At 30.7% G+C, this 14,572-nt stretch carries 13 protein-coding genes; 10 read left to right on the top strand and 3 right to left on the bottom strand.

The annotated features are described in order from the left end of the window. Nucleotides 1-488: 488 nt before the first annotated feature. The 5 genes from lqo (at nt 489) to M1D64_RS00450 (ending at nt 4,329) form a co-directional block, all read left to right on the top strand. Nucleotides 489-1,985 (top strand): L-lactate dehydrogenase (quinone), encoded by a 1,497-nt coding sequence (lqo, locus tag M1D64_RS00470; protein ID WP_002482034.1) that lies wholly within the window; start codon nt 489-491, stop codon nt 1,983-1,985. Nucleotides 1,986-2,024: 39 nt separating this feature from the next. Further along, complete coding sequence (locus M1D64_RS00465) at nt 2,025-2,126, top strand: SE2200 family small protein (protein WP_075340018.1); 102 nt, start codon at nt 2,025-2,027, stop codon at nt 2,124-2,126. Nucleotides 2,127-2,404: 278 nt separating this feature from the next. Beyond that, complete coding sequence (locus M1D64_RS00460) at nt 2,405-3,265, top strand: ATP-grasp domain-containing protein (RefSeq protein WP_232010368.1); 861 nt, start codon at nt 2,405-2,407, stop codon at nt 3,263-3,265. Continuing rightward, a complete protein-coding gene (locus M1D64_RS00455) occupies nt 3,213-3,659 on the top strand; it encodes a hypothetical protein (protein WP_232010366.1) in 447 nt (148 codons plus the stop codon). Before M1D64_RS00460 ends, M1D64_RS00455 begins: the two co-directional genes overlap by 53 nt. A 163-nt stretch (nt 3,660-3,822) precedes the next feature. After that, the gene (locus M1D64_RS00450) at nt 3,823-4,329 is read left to right on the top strand and encodes a hypothetical protein (RefSeq protein WP_228482889.1); all 507 of its coding nucleotides are present in this window, start codon (nt 3,823-3,825) and stop codon (nt 4,327-4,329) included. A 326-nt stretch (nt 4,330-4,655) separates the two neighbouring features. Here M1D64_RS00450 and M1D64_RS00445 read toward each other — a convergent pair whose 3' ends face one another. Next, nucleotides 4,656-5,387 (bottom strand): class I SAM-dependent methyltransferase, encoded by a 732-nt coding sequence (locus M1D64_RS00445; protein WP_069821818.1) that lies wholly within the window; start codon nt 5,385-5,387, stop codon nt 4,656-4,658. Nucleotides 5,388-5,656: 269 nt separating this feature from the next. Here M1D64_RS00445 and M1D64_RS00440 point away from each other — a divergent pair, with 269 nt between their 5' ends. Continuing rightward, nucleotides 5,657-7,132 (top strand): trypsin-like serine peptidase, encoded by a 1,476-nt coding sequence (locus M1D64_RS00440; RefSeq protein ID WP_081324763.1) that lies wholly within the window; start codon nt 5,657-5,659, stop codon nt 7,130-7,132. Between the two features lie 164 nt (nt 7,133-7,296). Here M1D64_RS00440 and M1D64_RS00435 read toward each other — a convergent pair whose 3' ends face one another. Next, complete coding sequence (locus M1D64_RS00435) at nt 7,297-8,223, bottom strand: ketopantoate reductase family protein (protein ID WP_069821816.1); 927 nt, start codon at nt 8,221-8,223, stop codon at nt 7,297-7,299. 127 nt (nt 8,224-8,350) lie between these two features. Here M1D64_RS00435 and M1D64_RS00430 point away from each other — a divergent pair, with 127 nt between their 5' ends. From M1D64_RS00430 to M1D64_RS00420, 3 genes are all read left to right on the top strand, one after another. Continuing rightward, nucleotides 8,351-8,887, top strand: coding sequence for a TetR/AcrR family transcriptional regulator (locus M1D64_RS00430; RefSeq protein WP_228481625.1), 537 nt, complete (start codon nt 8,351-8,353; stop codon nt 8,885-8,887). Between the two features lie 283 nt (nt 8,888-9,170). Next, complete coding sequence (locus M1D64_RS00425) at nt 9,171-10,259, top strand: acyltransferase family protein (RefSeq protein ID WP_081324761.1); 1,089 nt, start codon at nt 9,171-9,173, stop codon at nt 10,257-10,259. A gap of 412 nt (nt 10,260-10,671) precedes the next feature. Further along, nucleotides 10,672-12,078, top strand: a complete 1,407-nt coding sequence (locus M1D64_RS00420; protein WP_041080211.1) for a glycosyltransferase family 2 protein — start codon at nt 10,672-10,674, stop codon at nt 12,076-12,078. Between the two features lie 256 nt (nt 12,079-12,334). Here M1D64_RS00420 and M1D64_RS00415 read toward each other — a convergent pair whose 3' ends face one another. Beyond that, complete coding sequence (locus tag M1D64_RS00415) at nt 12,335-12,964, bottom strand: TetR/AcrR family transcriptional regulator (protein ID WP_232334977.1); 630 nt, start codon at nt 12,962-12,964, stop codon at nt 12,335-12,337. Nucleotides 12,965-13,054: 90 nt separating this feature from the next. Between M1D64_RS00415 and M1D64_RS00410 the strand changes: the two genes are divergently transcribed. Next, complete coding sequence (locus M1D64_RS00410) at nt 13,055-14,572, top strand: MDR family MFS transporter (protein ID WP_069821812.1); 1,518 nt, start codon at nt 13,055-13,057, stop codon at nt 14,570-14,572.

Below are 14,572 nucleotides of genomic sequence, written 5' to 3'. Positions count from 1 at the left end.
GTAATGGTTAGAACATGTGAAAGTTGGATAATTTGTGTGTATATGGATAACTATCATATAGGAAGTTTTTAAAATAGCTGTTATCTTTCCAGTTGCTCAATGTTGATATTAGAAAATTAAACTTTCCTATTTAATATGTACACACGTGTACATACGCACGTGCGTGAATAAATAAATGTACAAATATTTTGATAGTCGTGTTTGTTGAAGATTGATCGGGGTAAAATTACATAGAACTATAATTTTTCTATATTTAATTAGCAATGCTATATTATGGAATGTTTGTAAATTTTTTGTTTAAATGAAGTTATACATCAATCGAATAACAAAAAAGATATTTAAAAAATTTATTTCTCTCTATGTTTTAATAGTAGAAATAAAAAAGATTCCATATTAGAATGGCACCTATAAAAAATATGTATTTTAATGATAGGTGATTTAGTATTATACTATAGTTGCAAGTTGAGATAAGGAAAGGTGATTAGATAATGGCTACTAACAAAGAGTCAAAAAGCGTTGTAATAATCGGCGCTGGGGTATTAAGTACTACATTCGGTACAATGATTAATGAATTAGCACCAGAATGGGATATTAAATTATACGAGCGTTTAGATCGTCCAGGTGATGAAAGTTCTCACGAGCGTCATAACGCTGGTACAGGACACGCTGCTTTATGTGAATTGAATTATACAGTTAGACAACCAGATGGTTCAATTAACATTGAGCAAGCGAAAGAGATCAATGAACAATTTGAATTATCAAAACAATTTTGGAGTCATTTAGTTCAAAACAAAACAATCAGTAACCCTGAAGAATTTATTCGTCCGCTACCACACATTAGCTTTGTAAGAGGTAAAAATAACGTTCAATTTTTAAAAGATCGTTATGAAGCTATGAAAGAATTCCCAATGTTCGACAATATTGAATACACAGAAGATATTGAAGAAATGAGAAAATGGATTCCATTAATGATGCAAGGTCATAGTGCAGGTGACATTATGGCAGCTAGTAAAATTGATGAAGGTTCTGACGTAAACTTTGGTGAACTTACTCGTAAAATGGCCAAAAACTTAGAAAAAGAACCTAATGTAGATGTTCAATACAACCACGAAGTAATGGACTTTAACCAACGTAAAGACGGTAAATGGGAAGTTAAAGTACGTCAACGTAACAGTGGTAGTGTAAAAACACAACTAGCTGATTATGTATTTATTGGTGCAGGTGGTGGCGCAATTCCACTATTACAAAAAACAGGAATTCCTGAAAGTAAACACTTAGGTGGATTCCCAATCACTGGTCAATTCTTAATCTGTACAAATCCAGATGTTATACAAGCACACGATGCTAAAGTATACGGTAAAGAACCTCAAGGTACACCACCAATGACTGTACCTCACTTAGATACACGTTATATTGATGGTGAACGTACATTACTATTTGGACCATTCGCTAGTATTGGACCTAAATTCCTTAAACAAGGTTCTAATTTAGATTTATTTAAATCTGTTAAACCATATAACATCACAACTTTATTAGCATCAGCAGTTAAAAACTTACCATTAATTAAATATTCAATTGATCAAATCTTGATGACTAAAGAAGGTACTATGAACCATCTTCGTACATTCTACCCAGAAGCACGTGACGAAGACTGGCAATTATACAATGCTGGTAAACGTGTTCAAGTAATCAAAGATACACCTGAAAACGGTAAAGGCTTTATCCAATTCGGTACAGAAGTGGTTAATTCTGAAGATCATACTGTAATTGCATTATTAGGTGAATCTCCAGGGGCTTCTACTTCAGTATCAGTTGCATTAGAAGTATTAGAGAAAAACTTCCCTGAATATAAATCAGAATGGACACCAAAAATCAAAAAAATGATTCCATCTTATGGTCAATCATTAATTGAAGATCCTGATTTAATGAGACGTACACGTCAACAAACTTCTAAAAGCTTAAACCTAAACTATTATAGTAAATAGTAGTTTAATGCATAATAATTTTAAAGGATTGTGAAAAAAATGAAAAAACTATTAGTAGTTTCAGTAATCGGCGCTATCGGTTTTTACGCTTTAAAACGTTATCAAAAACACGTGAATAAAGCACCGAATATCGAATATTAAAAACAACTAACAATTGTAGGGCTTCAATTGAGAGTTTAGAACGACCTTCACTCTTAATTGTAAAAAGACTAATTCGCTTGAGCGAATTAGTCTTTTTTTATATTTCCAATCTTCTTAATCATGCTTCGAATTTCATTACACTTCTCTCAAACCAATTCAAAATACTCAAATTAATAAAATTCATATTTCCCAAAATTCATTCCAACTATATTCCAAATATAATTTTATATAGTATTATTTATATATATTAATCATTACATAAAAATTAGGAGGCTCATATGACAGAATATCTATTGTTATTAGGTGCAGATCAGTTTTTAAGAGAACGTGCTTACGCTGGTGGCAAAGCAATCGGTGATTTTCAAATATGGACAACAATTCAAAATGCAAAATATAAGTACAATGCGTATTTTGATTTTTGTATTGATGCCAATCCTTTAAGCTATGAAGAGATAAAGAAAGAGATAGCATATTATCAAATTCAGGGGTACGAACCAAAAAGCATTGTCTCTTTAAATGATTGGACATTAGAAGTAGCTAATCAATTAAATCGAGACTACGGTTTGCCTTACCTTGAACCAAAGGTTATTAAAGCTTGCAGAAACAAGCACATCATGAAATCCTTATTTGAAAAAGCAGACATTCCTACAGCAAAGTCGATACAATTTAATGATGCAACAGAATTGAAAGAATGTATCAAAGAATTTACTTTCCCAGTAATTATAAAACCAATGGATTTTGGAGGCAGTGGTGGGGTTTACTTAGCAAATAACGAAAAAGAATGCATGGATGCCTATAGAAAATCGAAACAAATTATGGAGACTTATGCTGATACCTTTCATGTGTTTAAAAATAAATTTCTGATTGAAACATTTATTGATAGTGATGACGAAGTTTCAGTTGAAGTGTTGTGTGGTCATCATTTCTATGAGGTCATTACAGTTACTGAAAAATATTTATCTCCCAGACCATGGTTTACTGAAATGGGTCATTTAGTCCCAAGTCACAGATATAAAAATGAAGATATTAAAAAACCTTGCAATCCGCACGTGTCAGACTTTAGGTATTACGCGAGGCGTTGCTCATGTGGAAATAAAAATCAAAGGCGACCAACTCTATGTCATAGAAGCTACTGCTAGACCTGGTGGTGACGCTATAATGGACTTAGTTGAAAATGCTTATGATATGAATCCTTATCAACTCCATATTTCTATGTACATTAATAATAAAGTTAAATCAGCAGATATATTCACACCAAAACGTACGTCTGCTATCGCTTTTATGAAAGCTAAAAAAGGTAAGATACAAAATATTAACTATCCTGATATAGCCAATGATTCTGAAATAAAAAAAGTAAATTTATTAAAGGGGATTGGAGACAATGTAACCGATCCTGAAAATTGGAGCAGTCGTGAAGGACTTGTGCAGTTTAGCTGGCCTGAATTATCGACTACAAAAACTTTCAAACATATTCATAAAGCCAATGAACTCGCATCTAAAATTTTTGATTGTAGTGATGCGCATCATGACTAATTATTTAATAATTACTGCATTATACCGTTTTATCTGTTTAGCCTACCTAATTCTTTGCTTAGCAATTAGAAGTAGAAATAAGATGATGCATCTTACCTCTATAAACGAATCATCTCCACCCAAGTCATCTGTAAAATTAATACATTATTTTATGAGCATGCTGATGTGGCCAATATTGGGAACAATTAACTTTATGCTACCTACGCTTACAACTTATAAAGGCGGTGAAGTTCATGAAGTCGCGCTATTAGACAGTGTTTTAGGTATAGGCATGGCTGTCATTGGTGTACTATTTAGTAAATTTATTTCAAATAAGTGGATGCATTTATTATTCATCCTCAGTATTGTAATCACTATCTCATGGTATGTATTAGAAGATATACTCTTATTTAAATTAGTTTTAATGTTACTATTCGGTTTAACCTTTGGTGGTGCTAGAATTATTTTCAGAAAAATGATTGTTACAACCTATGCGAGCCATACCGTAAAACACATTTATTCCCTGGGAAATGCTTTAGGTCTCCCTATTCTTGCGCTATGTATTTATTTAAGCATATTGAATTTAAATTTAGTTTGGTTACCATCATTTATTTTATTAATTGTATTACTGTTTTTGCTTAAAATTGGACATCATGAAAAGATTTCATCGCATGAAAAATCACCTAATTGAAAAGAAAGATATTTATAACATTGTATATTACTCGCAACAAGAAATTAATGTCGAAAAATTGTTTGATCAACTTTATGGAATGATAACTTACATGCTAATTTCACCTTGTATGAAATTAGCTTTTTTATTGTACATTATCCTACGTTCAGTCTAACTTCAGACAAACCGCATACTTACCTAACGCTTGTATAAGTCTATAGTTACAGTGAATGATCCGCTCCTTATTATCATTCATCTATTGTAAAGACTTTTCAAATATACTCACTGTTGCTATTAATTTTTCTTAGAAACTTTCCCTGTTATTTATCATTTAAAGTGCTGATTTATCAAATCCTACCGCAAATGCCAAATGCCATATCTCTTATAAAAGCACTGTGATGCTTTTCAGATTCATTTGTTAGATCATTTAAAAATTGTTCAATAGAAAAAGATGATTTAACTATCTGACGTTCTTTCATTCTGGTAGCCATGATATCTATAAGCCACTTCAAATCATTATCGTCTGAGGTTTGAATCACTGCTTCTGCGATAAATTCTACAGGCACTACGCCTACTTTTTGAAATAATGTATAAAGTTTTTGACCAATATGAATATCGCTACCTTCACTTTCTACAGTTTTCCATACTAGTTGAATCGCTTTTTGATGCATTGGTAAATTATCTGCGCCTACACCGCTATTAATAGCATCACTTTCTTGAAAACAGAATATACCATTAGGTTTCAAATGACCTCTCAATACATTTAAAGCTTCATATGCACCTGGTAAATACATCAAAACGCTTCTACCCACAATTGCATCAAACTTGCCAATGTCTTTAGGCAAATTATAAATATCACCTTTAATATATTTTACATTCTCAAATTGTTTATTTTCCTCAGCCATATGAAGCATATCTTGGTTCATATCCACACCAATCACTTCACCTTGGTCACCAACTTTATTGGCAACAATTTGAGTAACCTCGCCCGTAGCGCAACCTACGTCCAGTACGCGCATTCCGTTTTGGATCGATGCTTTTTCTAATAATTTAACTATAAAATCATTTCTCTTTTGCATATTTCATCCTCCTAATCTCTGATATATCATTATTTTTATTATTAAAAAATACCGTGAATCTAAAACTTTAAAAATTTTCTTTGTTTTTACTTGAAAAATATATTGCTATACTAAATAGCACATGTATATAATATTGAATAAATACGTTAGCGTTAACTTTTTACACAAATAACAGTAAGGGGACAGGTTAAGTGAACAAAAGTTTATATAAATATGTTTACCACTTTATATCATTATTAATGGCAATTGTATTCATAATGACATTTCATATGACTAAATTACAAGCAGCTGAAACGACTACTAATGAGTACCATGCAGCCAACTATAAATTAACTAAAAACAATTCAATTCAAACAAAGGATACCAAATTTAATCAAAATAACTTATTGGACCATAACAATAAGAAACAAGTTGCCAAAAATATCGTTAAAAACAATAGTATTTATTCATCTTCTAAAAAAACTGTAAATCAAAAAGCACAACCTGCATCACAGATACTAAAGCCTAAAAAACTACAAACAATAACACAACCCATACAAAACCACAAAACACTCGTACAATCGAATACAATAACCAAAAATAATACAAATACTAATGTGAAAGCAATCAAAAGTGAAAAGAAAAAAAAATATACTTTACCAAGACAATTTAAGCAGGTAAAAACGCAAGTTCAATCAATTAAACTTAATAAAACCGGGCAAAAATCTAGCAAAGTAACAGCGAAGAAGCCGCAGGTACCATCAACTTCTAGTAAAGTAACGAAGTTTAAGAAAAGTCCAGTGGAACCATCACCAAAACACAATCAAACTAAAATTCAAAAACCACAAATATTATCAGCAACTGTAAAAAACAAACCATCAAACACACAAATAAAAAAAGCAAAGGCATCTAAAAGTGTAAAAGTTACGCCAAAATCAAGCAAAAAAAAACAGACAAACCTTAACTACTATAATCAAGCGCCAAAACGATGGTCATCCAAGATACCTGGTAGTGATAATGTTCGAGACTTCGGTCAAACAACCAGTGCTTCTGGTATCAATGATGCATTAAAAATTATGAAAGCTTCAGGTAATAAAGGCGTTACTTTAGAACATACAAATGCAAAAGCAGCTAATATTGCAACTGTATTCAATTGGAATCCTACAGCAAAAGCGTTAACTTATGGCACTGGAACTGCAATTGGCAAACATACAATAATAACAGCGAACCATGTCATCAATAATCAACAAGCACATAAACCGATGACACCTTCATCAACACAAAATTTAAGAATAAACTTATTACAAGAAGGTTCAAAAGTGGCGCGCTCTCTCCAAGTAACTGGTGTCAAAATGTTACAATATGGCGATGTTGCTTTAGTGTATACAAATGAAGATATTTCAAAATATATGAAGATACGTAAAATTGCTCCTGAAAAATCGATTACAAATATCAAATCCAATACACCTATTCACTTATATCATTACGGTTTACCAACTGGAAAATATAAAAAAGATCCAATGGGTACTATGTATCATTCAAAAGGTAAATATTCACTCATGGCTCGAAATGTAAATCCAATGGGTTATTATCAAATGATGGCTGAACCAGGGTCTTCTGGTGGATCAATTTTAAATAGCAAAAATGAAATTTTAGGAGTACATGCTTTCAGAATTGATTCAGGAGATTATAAAAAATATCACCTTAATACCATGGCAGAATTAAGAGGCAAACTTCGTCAAGAAGTAATCAAAAATATAAAATAAAGTCTAACCCTGCAATATCTGAAATAGATTGGCAGGGTTAGACTTTATTTTTCTATACTACCTTTTTTACTTGCTATATTTTCGAATACTACTAAGAGTGTGTTTTAGAATAGTGAAGTAGCATACGTTACCTTAGGATACATTTCATTTTAGCTTCGGTGATTTTAGTTGTTTTCACTGACAGATTTACTTTTCTCAAATAGATTATCTAGATGACGTGTAGTCAAGGCAGTATCTTGATTTAGCACTTTAATATCGTTATAAATTGCTTCAAGCTCTTTAAATGAACCTTGTGTTTGATCAATAAGTCCAATGTTCATAACTACTTTCAATAATATATAGGATAAACCTTTAAAATTTTTAAAAATAATAGTCTGTGCTTTCGGTCTAATACGATGACCTTGATGTTCCAACAATTGATACATTTCATTAAAAGCAGCTATTGTTTCCTTTATTAAATCATTCGTGTGATGTCTTTTACTTTGTTTTAGAATAAAAAGCATATTGATTGGTAAAATTGAAGCAGCATGTGACATCAACCAATCTTCAAATTTTGCCTCATATGTTAATTTAATTTTCGTATTTTTAAATATTGAGTTTAGTTCATGTGCGAATGCAATATCTCCATACATATTGCCCACTTTGAGTTCACCAGCATTAAATCTTAAAATCTTAGTATCGTTATCTTCTCTTGAACCACCAGTCATCAAAAAGCCGAATGTGATATGTTTAGTATGATGACTCTGTTGCATTAATGTTTTTTGAAGTAACTTAGGGTTCATGTTATTTCCAACAAAGATAATATTTTGACTTTTATTTTCAGCTAATGTTGGAACCACATTATAAAAATCTGAATACTTCATCGTTACAAAAATCACGTCATATATATCCTGTTCTGAAAGTGTGTTCATCGTTGGTATATATTCAATTGTCGTCTTTCTTTGTAATAAATGTTTAAGTTTTAGTCCTTTTTGATTCAATTGTTCTAAAGTTTTCCCTCGTGCCAACATTGTAACAGTATTTTCTTTAGTATTTAGTGCGTGAGACAAAAATTGACCCTGTACACCAGCACCATATATTAAAATTTTCATATTCTTATCACTCTAGTTTAGTTATTGAACAATTGTTCAATAACTTTAAATTATCATCACTAAACTTTAAACTCAATGAACAATACAACTTTATTGACGCTTAATGAACAAATACTTGAAAATGTTGATGTTAAAAGGAGTTAAAATGGTTAAACGAAAAGAAAAATCTCAACAACTGATTATTAGTAGTTTTGTGGAACTAATCAGAGAAAAAGACTTTAATAAAATATCTATGAATGATATTACTCAGCATGCCAATATAAATAGAGGTACCATTTATTTGAATTTCATAGATAAATACGACATTTTAGACCATGCTATTGATTTTATTTTGAGTGCAACAGTAAATCAATGCAATCTTTACATGGCAAAATCAGAGGATAATGAAAAGGCATTACGTGAAATATTATATGTCATTGACGATCAGTACACTATTTTAAAGACTTTGTTTAAAAGGTCGGATCTTAATATAGTTAAACAAACATTATCAAAGAAAATGCGCGACAACATGAATCAAGAAAATAATGGAATTACAATTCAATTTTTATCATCAGCTGTAGTAGGCGTTATTGTATGGTGGATTGAAGCATCAAAACCATGTGATATTGATACTTTAACAACAGAGCTGTCCGTTTTATTGGAACCCCATTCAAAGCACTTATAATGCTAAAATTGATTGGAGCATAAAGTTTATATTAAATCGTGTTATAAATTGGGAGTCTGGGACATAAATAAATGTCTCAGTCTCTTTATGTATAATAAAAAAGAATATCTAAATCATTAACTAGTCATTTTTCAATGTCTATCCCTATGTCACTCAACAAAAATTAAAAGTTATAGAGTTTATACATAAAATCGATTTAAATCCAAAATAATTTCAACTCTAGTTTAAACTGCGCCTATCAGTTATAATTAGCTGATGTGTGTTATTTTCATTAAGGGGGAGCATGTTGAAGTATTTTGAAGAAATACCTATTATTAGATCTATTGCTACACTATTTATCGTATGTGTTCATCTATCAGTTTCATATACGAATAGCGAAAACAACCATAATATGACCATTCTCGCAGGATATTTGAGTCAAATTGGTCGGCTTGGCACGCCTGTTTTTGCAGTGATTAGCGCTTTTTTATTAACCCATTCTGTATTAAAACGAGGTTTTGATTTAAACTATTTCGCTAAATCACGATTCACCAAAATATTTGTGCCTTATATCATTTGGACTACCGTTTATTTATATTATTTAGGTGTTGTTGAAGTGAATTTAGATAGTAATAAAAACTTTATTAGCTATTATTTATTTGGAACTGGAAATTACCATTTATATTTTATATTAACCGTGTTGCAGTTTTACATATTATTTCCATTCTTACAAAAAATTAAAAAAGGGATTCCCTTATTACTAACTTACTTATTATTTACATTCATCACTATTTTATGGCAATTAAACTATGAACACATTTCAATTGATATACCAGTTATCGGTACTTTTATAACAAGTAGGGCATTCTTACTCAATTGGATTTCTTATTTTATATTGGGTATTATTTTTGCTAAGTATTATGAAGAAATCAATTCATTGATCAAAAAGTATATCAAGTTATTTTTACCTGCCATTGTTGTCGTCTTTATATCTTTTTTATTGTTTATTGATTTAGATCATTTTGTAACCTCATCGCATCCAGCATTTTTATTATATACACCGTTTTTCTTAATATTTTTGATTTATTTTTATTTTTTAATTAGAAAAAATAAATTACTTATGAAAACATTAACTTTAATTGGTAATTACTCTATGGGGATATATTTAGTACATCCTTTAGTAAAATGGCTTGTATTAAAAATTTCAATTTTTGATAATAGAGATAGCATACTGTTATATGGTCTTTCATATATCATTATCGTCGGTTTATCTGTACTAGTTATTCATTTACTTATTAAAATTCCAAATGGAAACTATATCGTACCTGTCCCTAGAAAACCAAAACTTAAAAGTAATCCCACTCAATATTTCAGAAGTAAACCATCATCATAAATTTACTGTTTTCCATCTAATCAAATTCATTTCACTATTAATATAGCGAAAAGCAATATAGCTTCCTTGACACCACACGTAAAGGAAGCTATTTTTTTACTTTGTAGGAGAACGAAAACCGCATAAAAGACGTATTTACTGAAAAATACATTAAGTTGCGCTATGCCCCCACTACTATAAAAATAGTTACTATTCACAAGCTGCTTTTTTAAAATCACCCCAAAAAGAATTGCACAATTTATACAACTTTTAAAAACTATTCCATAATTACTGGTTTTAATAGTATAATAAATAACAAAAGTTAATTGTTATCACAAAACATAAAAAATCATTATTTATATTTACACAACTAGAGGCTAATTACAAAATTTCATCAAATTATAAATCTTATGAACATAGAAAGGGATATGAAATGAAAGTTATAAAAAGTAATAAAGTAACAAATAAATTTAAAGTAAGTATACTTATAAGTACATACAATAAGGAGAAGTTTATTGAAAATACGTTAAATAGTATATTGGCACAGACAATGAATAAAAATGATTTTGAATTAATCATTGTAGATGATTGTTCCACAGATAATACGCTTGATATTATATCTAAAAAGATTGAAAGTTTTTCTAATTATCAATTTGTTCAATTAGATGAAAATTCAGGAACACCTGCCAAACCTCGTAATCTATCAATCGATTTAAGCAAAGGTAAATACATTATGTTTGTAGATGGAGATGATTGGTTACCTTCAGATGCCTTGGAAAATTTATATACGCTTTTAAAATCAAATAAAACTGACTATGCTACAGGTCTTACAAAATATGTATATAGTGATCGTATTGCACGTAGTGGTGTTGCCTTATCTAAAATTGCATATAATAAAGTTGGTTTGAAAAATTTTAGAAAATCATTTTATCATTTAGCGCCTGCTGGTAGGATGATGAAATCTAGTGTTATCAAAAAAAATAATATTCGTTTCCCAGAAATGATATTTGGAGAAGATTTACAATTTTTCGCTGAAGTATTTTTTAACACTAAAAATATCAGTACCACACAAGACGTTGTCTATTGCGCTAATCGTTATGATGAAAATATTTCTTTAGTAAAATCCGAAGCATCTACCGTGCTTAATCGTATAAAATGGCAAAATGAAGCCTACCGTTACTTAACAAAAAAATACAAAAACAATAAAATTTTTGCTAACTTATTATACCGAATTATAAACAAAGATATTTTAGAAGGTAAATTTTATAAAAAAGGATTCATTAAAAATATTGATACATTACTTCCTGTCTTTCAAGATATTTTAAATACGATAGATAATGATTTTAATTCTTTGGACTATGCAGATGACACATTGAATCAACATGCCTTAACGCTCATTAAAAATGGTGACAAAGAAGAGATTATAGACTTTGTTAACTTTTATTTAAAGAAAGACGAGAAGCCACTTTACCTTTCAAACGATAAATACTATTACGTCTATAAAGAAAATAAATATAAAAAAAGAATGCATATCATATTGCAAAAAATAATCAAAAAAGATGAAAACATATTTTTAAAACTCTACTCTAAAAACTCAGAATTAAAATATCTTGAAATAAAAAATAGAAAAGATCCAACCAACTATACAGTTCTAGAGATTAAAAAACATCTTTTCAAAACTGGAGAATACACAGTTCAATTCAAAGCAAATGAACTTTCAAAAGGTAAATTAGCACTGACAGTACTTGATAAAGATTTAAATGGAGCTGCTATTAAATCAGGTATGCAATTCGATTTTTATGAGACTGTTAACGGAAATCTCGGTTATATTAAGAAATGATACTTTTATCCTCCTTATTATAGATTTAATGATACGTCCTAACTATCAAAATAAATCAATCAGTAAAATTTAAAAACGACAGTTATAACCTGTAGTTGAAGCGATGTCATAACACATAGCCAGTAATAAATAAAATACTTATAGATGCAAAAAGGCGAACCCACTAGGATTCGCCTTTATTTATAATATGATCAAATAACAAGATTTGAATTTTCATATTATTTCCCTCTTTTCTACTATTTACTTTTCCTTGAATTTACAACCCAATTGTCTTTCTGATACCTTTTAATTGAATATCTCTCATCGTCGATGCCACTTCTCTCACGTCAATGCTATCTTTATTAGCGGACCAATACTGAAATGTTTTAATTAAAATAACATACAAATATTCTTTCACTAAATCTTCACGTACTTTGGATACATGATGAAGCTCACCTAAATTGATAAACCTTTTACCTATTTCATTCTTTATTTTCATTTCAAAACTTGAGTCTCCATTATGCCCTAATAAAAGTCGTATTGTTTCTGAATATGGCTCTAATGCTTCAAACAATTGTTGAAATACTTCAACATTCAACATATCTTCTTTCGCAAATTGTTGATCTATCTTTTGACGTTCTTCGTATAAATGCGTCAAAATCTCTTCTTCTATCTCTGATAGCAAATTATATTTATCATCATAATATCTATAAAATGTACTTCTTGTGATCTCCGCTTCTTCAACAATTTGATTAACGGTAATTAAATCAAATTTATGTGTTTCTAACAAAGTTACTAAACTGTTTGTTATACGCTTATGAGTTAAAGTAGTCTTCCTTTGATATCCCACATCATCACTCCTATTTTTCAAATATAATACAAAATCATACAAGTTGTTCGATTTCATACATTGTATCATATTTTGTTCTTTTACAAATTCATACAGGATGCTATATTTCCAAAGTATTAATTATCAAGAACTTTAGGAGGCTTGTTTATGTCTACCCAAACAAGTAAAAATATGAACTTAGACATTCATGGACAACAATATAAACCAAAAATCATTATGAGTATTATTCTTCTAGCCACATTTGCTGGTGCACTCATGCAAACGTCATTAGGTACACCTTTACCTACTTTAATGAATGACTTTGATATAGATTTTAGTACTGCGCAACAAGCAACGACTTGGTTTTTACTGGCTAACGGTATTATGGTGCCTTTATCTGCTTTTCTAGCAACCAGAATTTCTACTAAGTGGTTACATGTCTGTGCATACGGTTTATTATTAATCGGCTTAACACTAACGGCTATTGCACCATCACATCACGATGCATGGATTATTTTCTTATCAGGACGCATTGTCACAGCCATTGCAGTAGGGCTGATGATGCCATTAATGCAAATTATTATTATCAATATGTTCCCTATCAATAAACGAGGTACTGCTATGGGCTTAAGTGGCTTAGCTGTAGGTTTAGCACCTGCTATGGGTCCTACATTTGCAGGCTGGATCTTAGATAAAGACCACGTCTTATTAGGTATTACGATTTCTGATTCATGGAGAAATATTTTTGTATTACCAATTATTATTGTAGCCATCGCATTTGTATTGAGTTTCTTTTTTATGAAAGACGTTATACCGAACCGTAAATTGAAATTAGATGTATATTCACTGATTCTGTCATGTATTGGCTTCGGTCTCTTTTTATGGGGATTCTCCAATGTTTCAAGTGAAGGTTGGGACAGTGTGAACTACGTTATCTTACCGATTATCATCAGTGTTATTGTCTTAACACTATTCGTAATCAGACAGCTCAAATCCAAAGATCCTTTCCTAGATTTACGCGTATTCAAATCTAAAGGATTCACTATCGCAACGATTGGTTTGATTGTGGTTACTATGGCCATGTATGGTGTTGAAATGATGTTACCAACTTATTTACAAAATATTCATGGTTTCTCACCTTTTGAATCTGGTTTGACCTTGCTCGCTGGTGCTTTAATGCTCGGCTTTATTTCACCCATATCAGGTACGCTATATAACAAAGTGGGCATTAAGCGTTTAGCCTTTGTCGGATTTTCAATTTTAACTTTATCATCCATACCATTTGGATTTTTAAGTGATCATACTTCACCTACATTAATCCTTGTACTCTACGCGATTCGTATGTTTGGTATTGCCATTTTGATGATGCCTTTAACTACAAACGCTATGGATGCATTAACGGTTGAAAAAGGCACACACGGGACAGCGGTCAATAATACAGCTAGACAAGTTGCTTCATCCATAGCTGTAGCACTATTAACGTCCGTTACACAAAATATTATTAATAACAATATGCCTGCTTCTAGTCTTAAAGATATCGATCCTTTAAAATATGCTGAACAGGCGCAACAAGCGTCAATTGACGGCTTTAATACAGCATTTATCATAGGTATCTTCTTTGCGCTAGTCGGTGTGCTCATCGTAACATTCTTGAAAATGAATTCATCTGAAAGTGAGGAGAAATAA

This window comes from Staphylococcus sp. Z5-21, assembly GCF_056529615.1.
The sequence above is the reverse complement of the archived record's forward strand: the minus strand, read 5'-3'. Positions and strand labels throughout refer to the sequence as shown.

Excerpts from the sequence above, each read along its gene's own strand:
- lqo (WP_002482034.1), top strand. The coding sequence starts at position 489 with ATGGCTACTAACAAAGAGTCAAAAAGCGTTGTAATAATCGGCGCTGGG.
- M1D64_RS00465 (WP_075340018.1), top strand. The coding sequence starts at position 2,025 with ATGAAAAAACTATTAGTAGTTTCAGTAATCGGCGCTATCGGTTTTTAC.
- M1D64_RS00460 (WP_232010368.1), top strand. The coding sequence starts at position 2,405 with ATGACAGAATATCTATTGTTATTAGGTGCAGATCAGTTTTTAAGAGAA.
- M1D64_RS00450 (WP_228482889.1), top strand. The coding sequence starts at position 3,823 with ATGTGGCCAATATTGGGAACAATTAACTTTATGCTACCTACGCTTACA.
- M1D64_RS00445 (WP_069821818.1), bottom strand. The coding sequence starts at position 5,387 with ATGCAAAAGAGAAATGATTTTATAGTTAAATTATTAGAAAAAGCATCG.
- M1D64_RS00440 (WP_081324763.1), top strand. The coding sequence starts at position 5,657 with ATGACTAAATTACAAGCAGCTGAAACGACTACTAATGAGTACCATGCA.
- M1D64_RS00435 (WP_069821816.1), bottom strand. The coding sequence starts at position 8,223 with ATGAAAATTTTAATATATGGTGCTGGTGTACAGGGTCAATTTTTGTCT.
- M1D64_RS00430 (WP_228481625.1), top strand. The coding sequence starts at position 8,351 with ATGTTAAAAGGAGTTAAAATGGTTAAACGAAAAGAAAAATCTCAACAA.
- M1D64_RS00425 (WP_081324761.1), top strand. The coding sequence starts at position 9,171 with ATGTTGAAGTATTTTGAAGAAATACCTATTATTAGATCTATTGCTACA.
- M1D64_RS00420 (WP_041080211.1), top strand. The coding sequence starts at position 10,672 with ATGAAAGTTATAAAAAGTAATAAAGTAACAAATAAATTTAAAGTAAGT.
- M1D64_RS00415 (WP_232334977.1), bottom strand. The coding sequence starts at position 12,964 with ATGAAATCGAACAACTTGTATGATTTTGTATTATATTTGAAAAATAGG.
- M1D64_RS00410 (WP_069821812.1), top strand. The coding sequence starts at position 13,055 with ATGTCTACCCAAACAAGTAAAAATATGAACTTAGACATTCATGGACAA.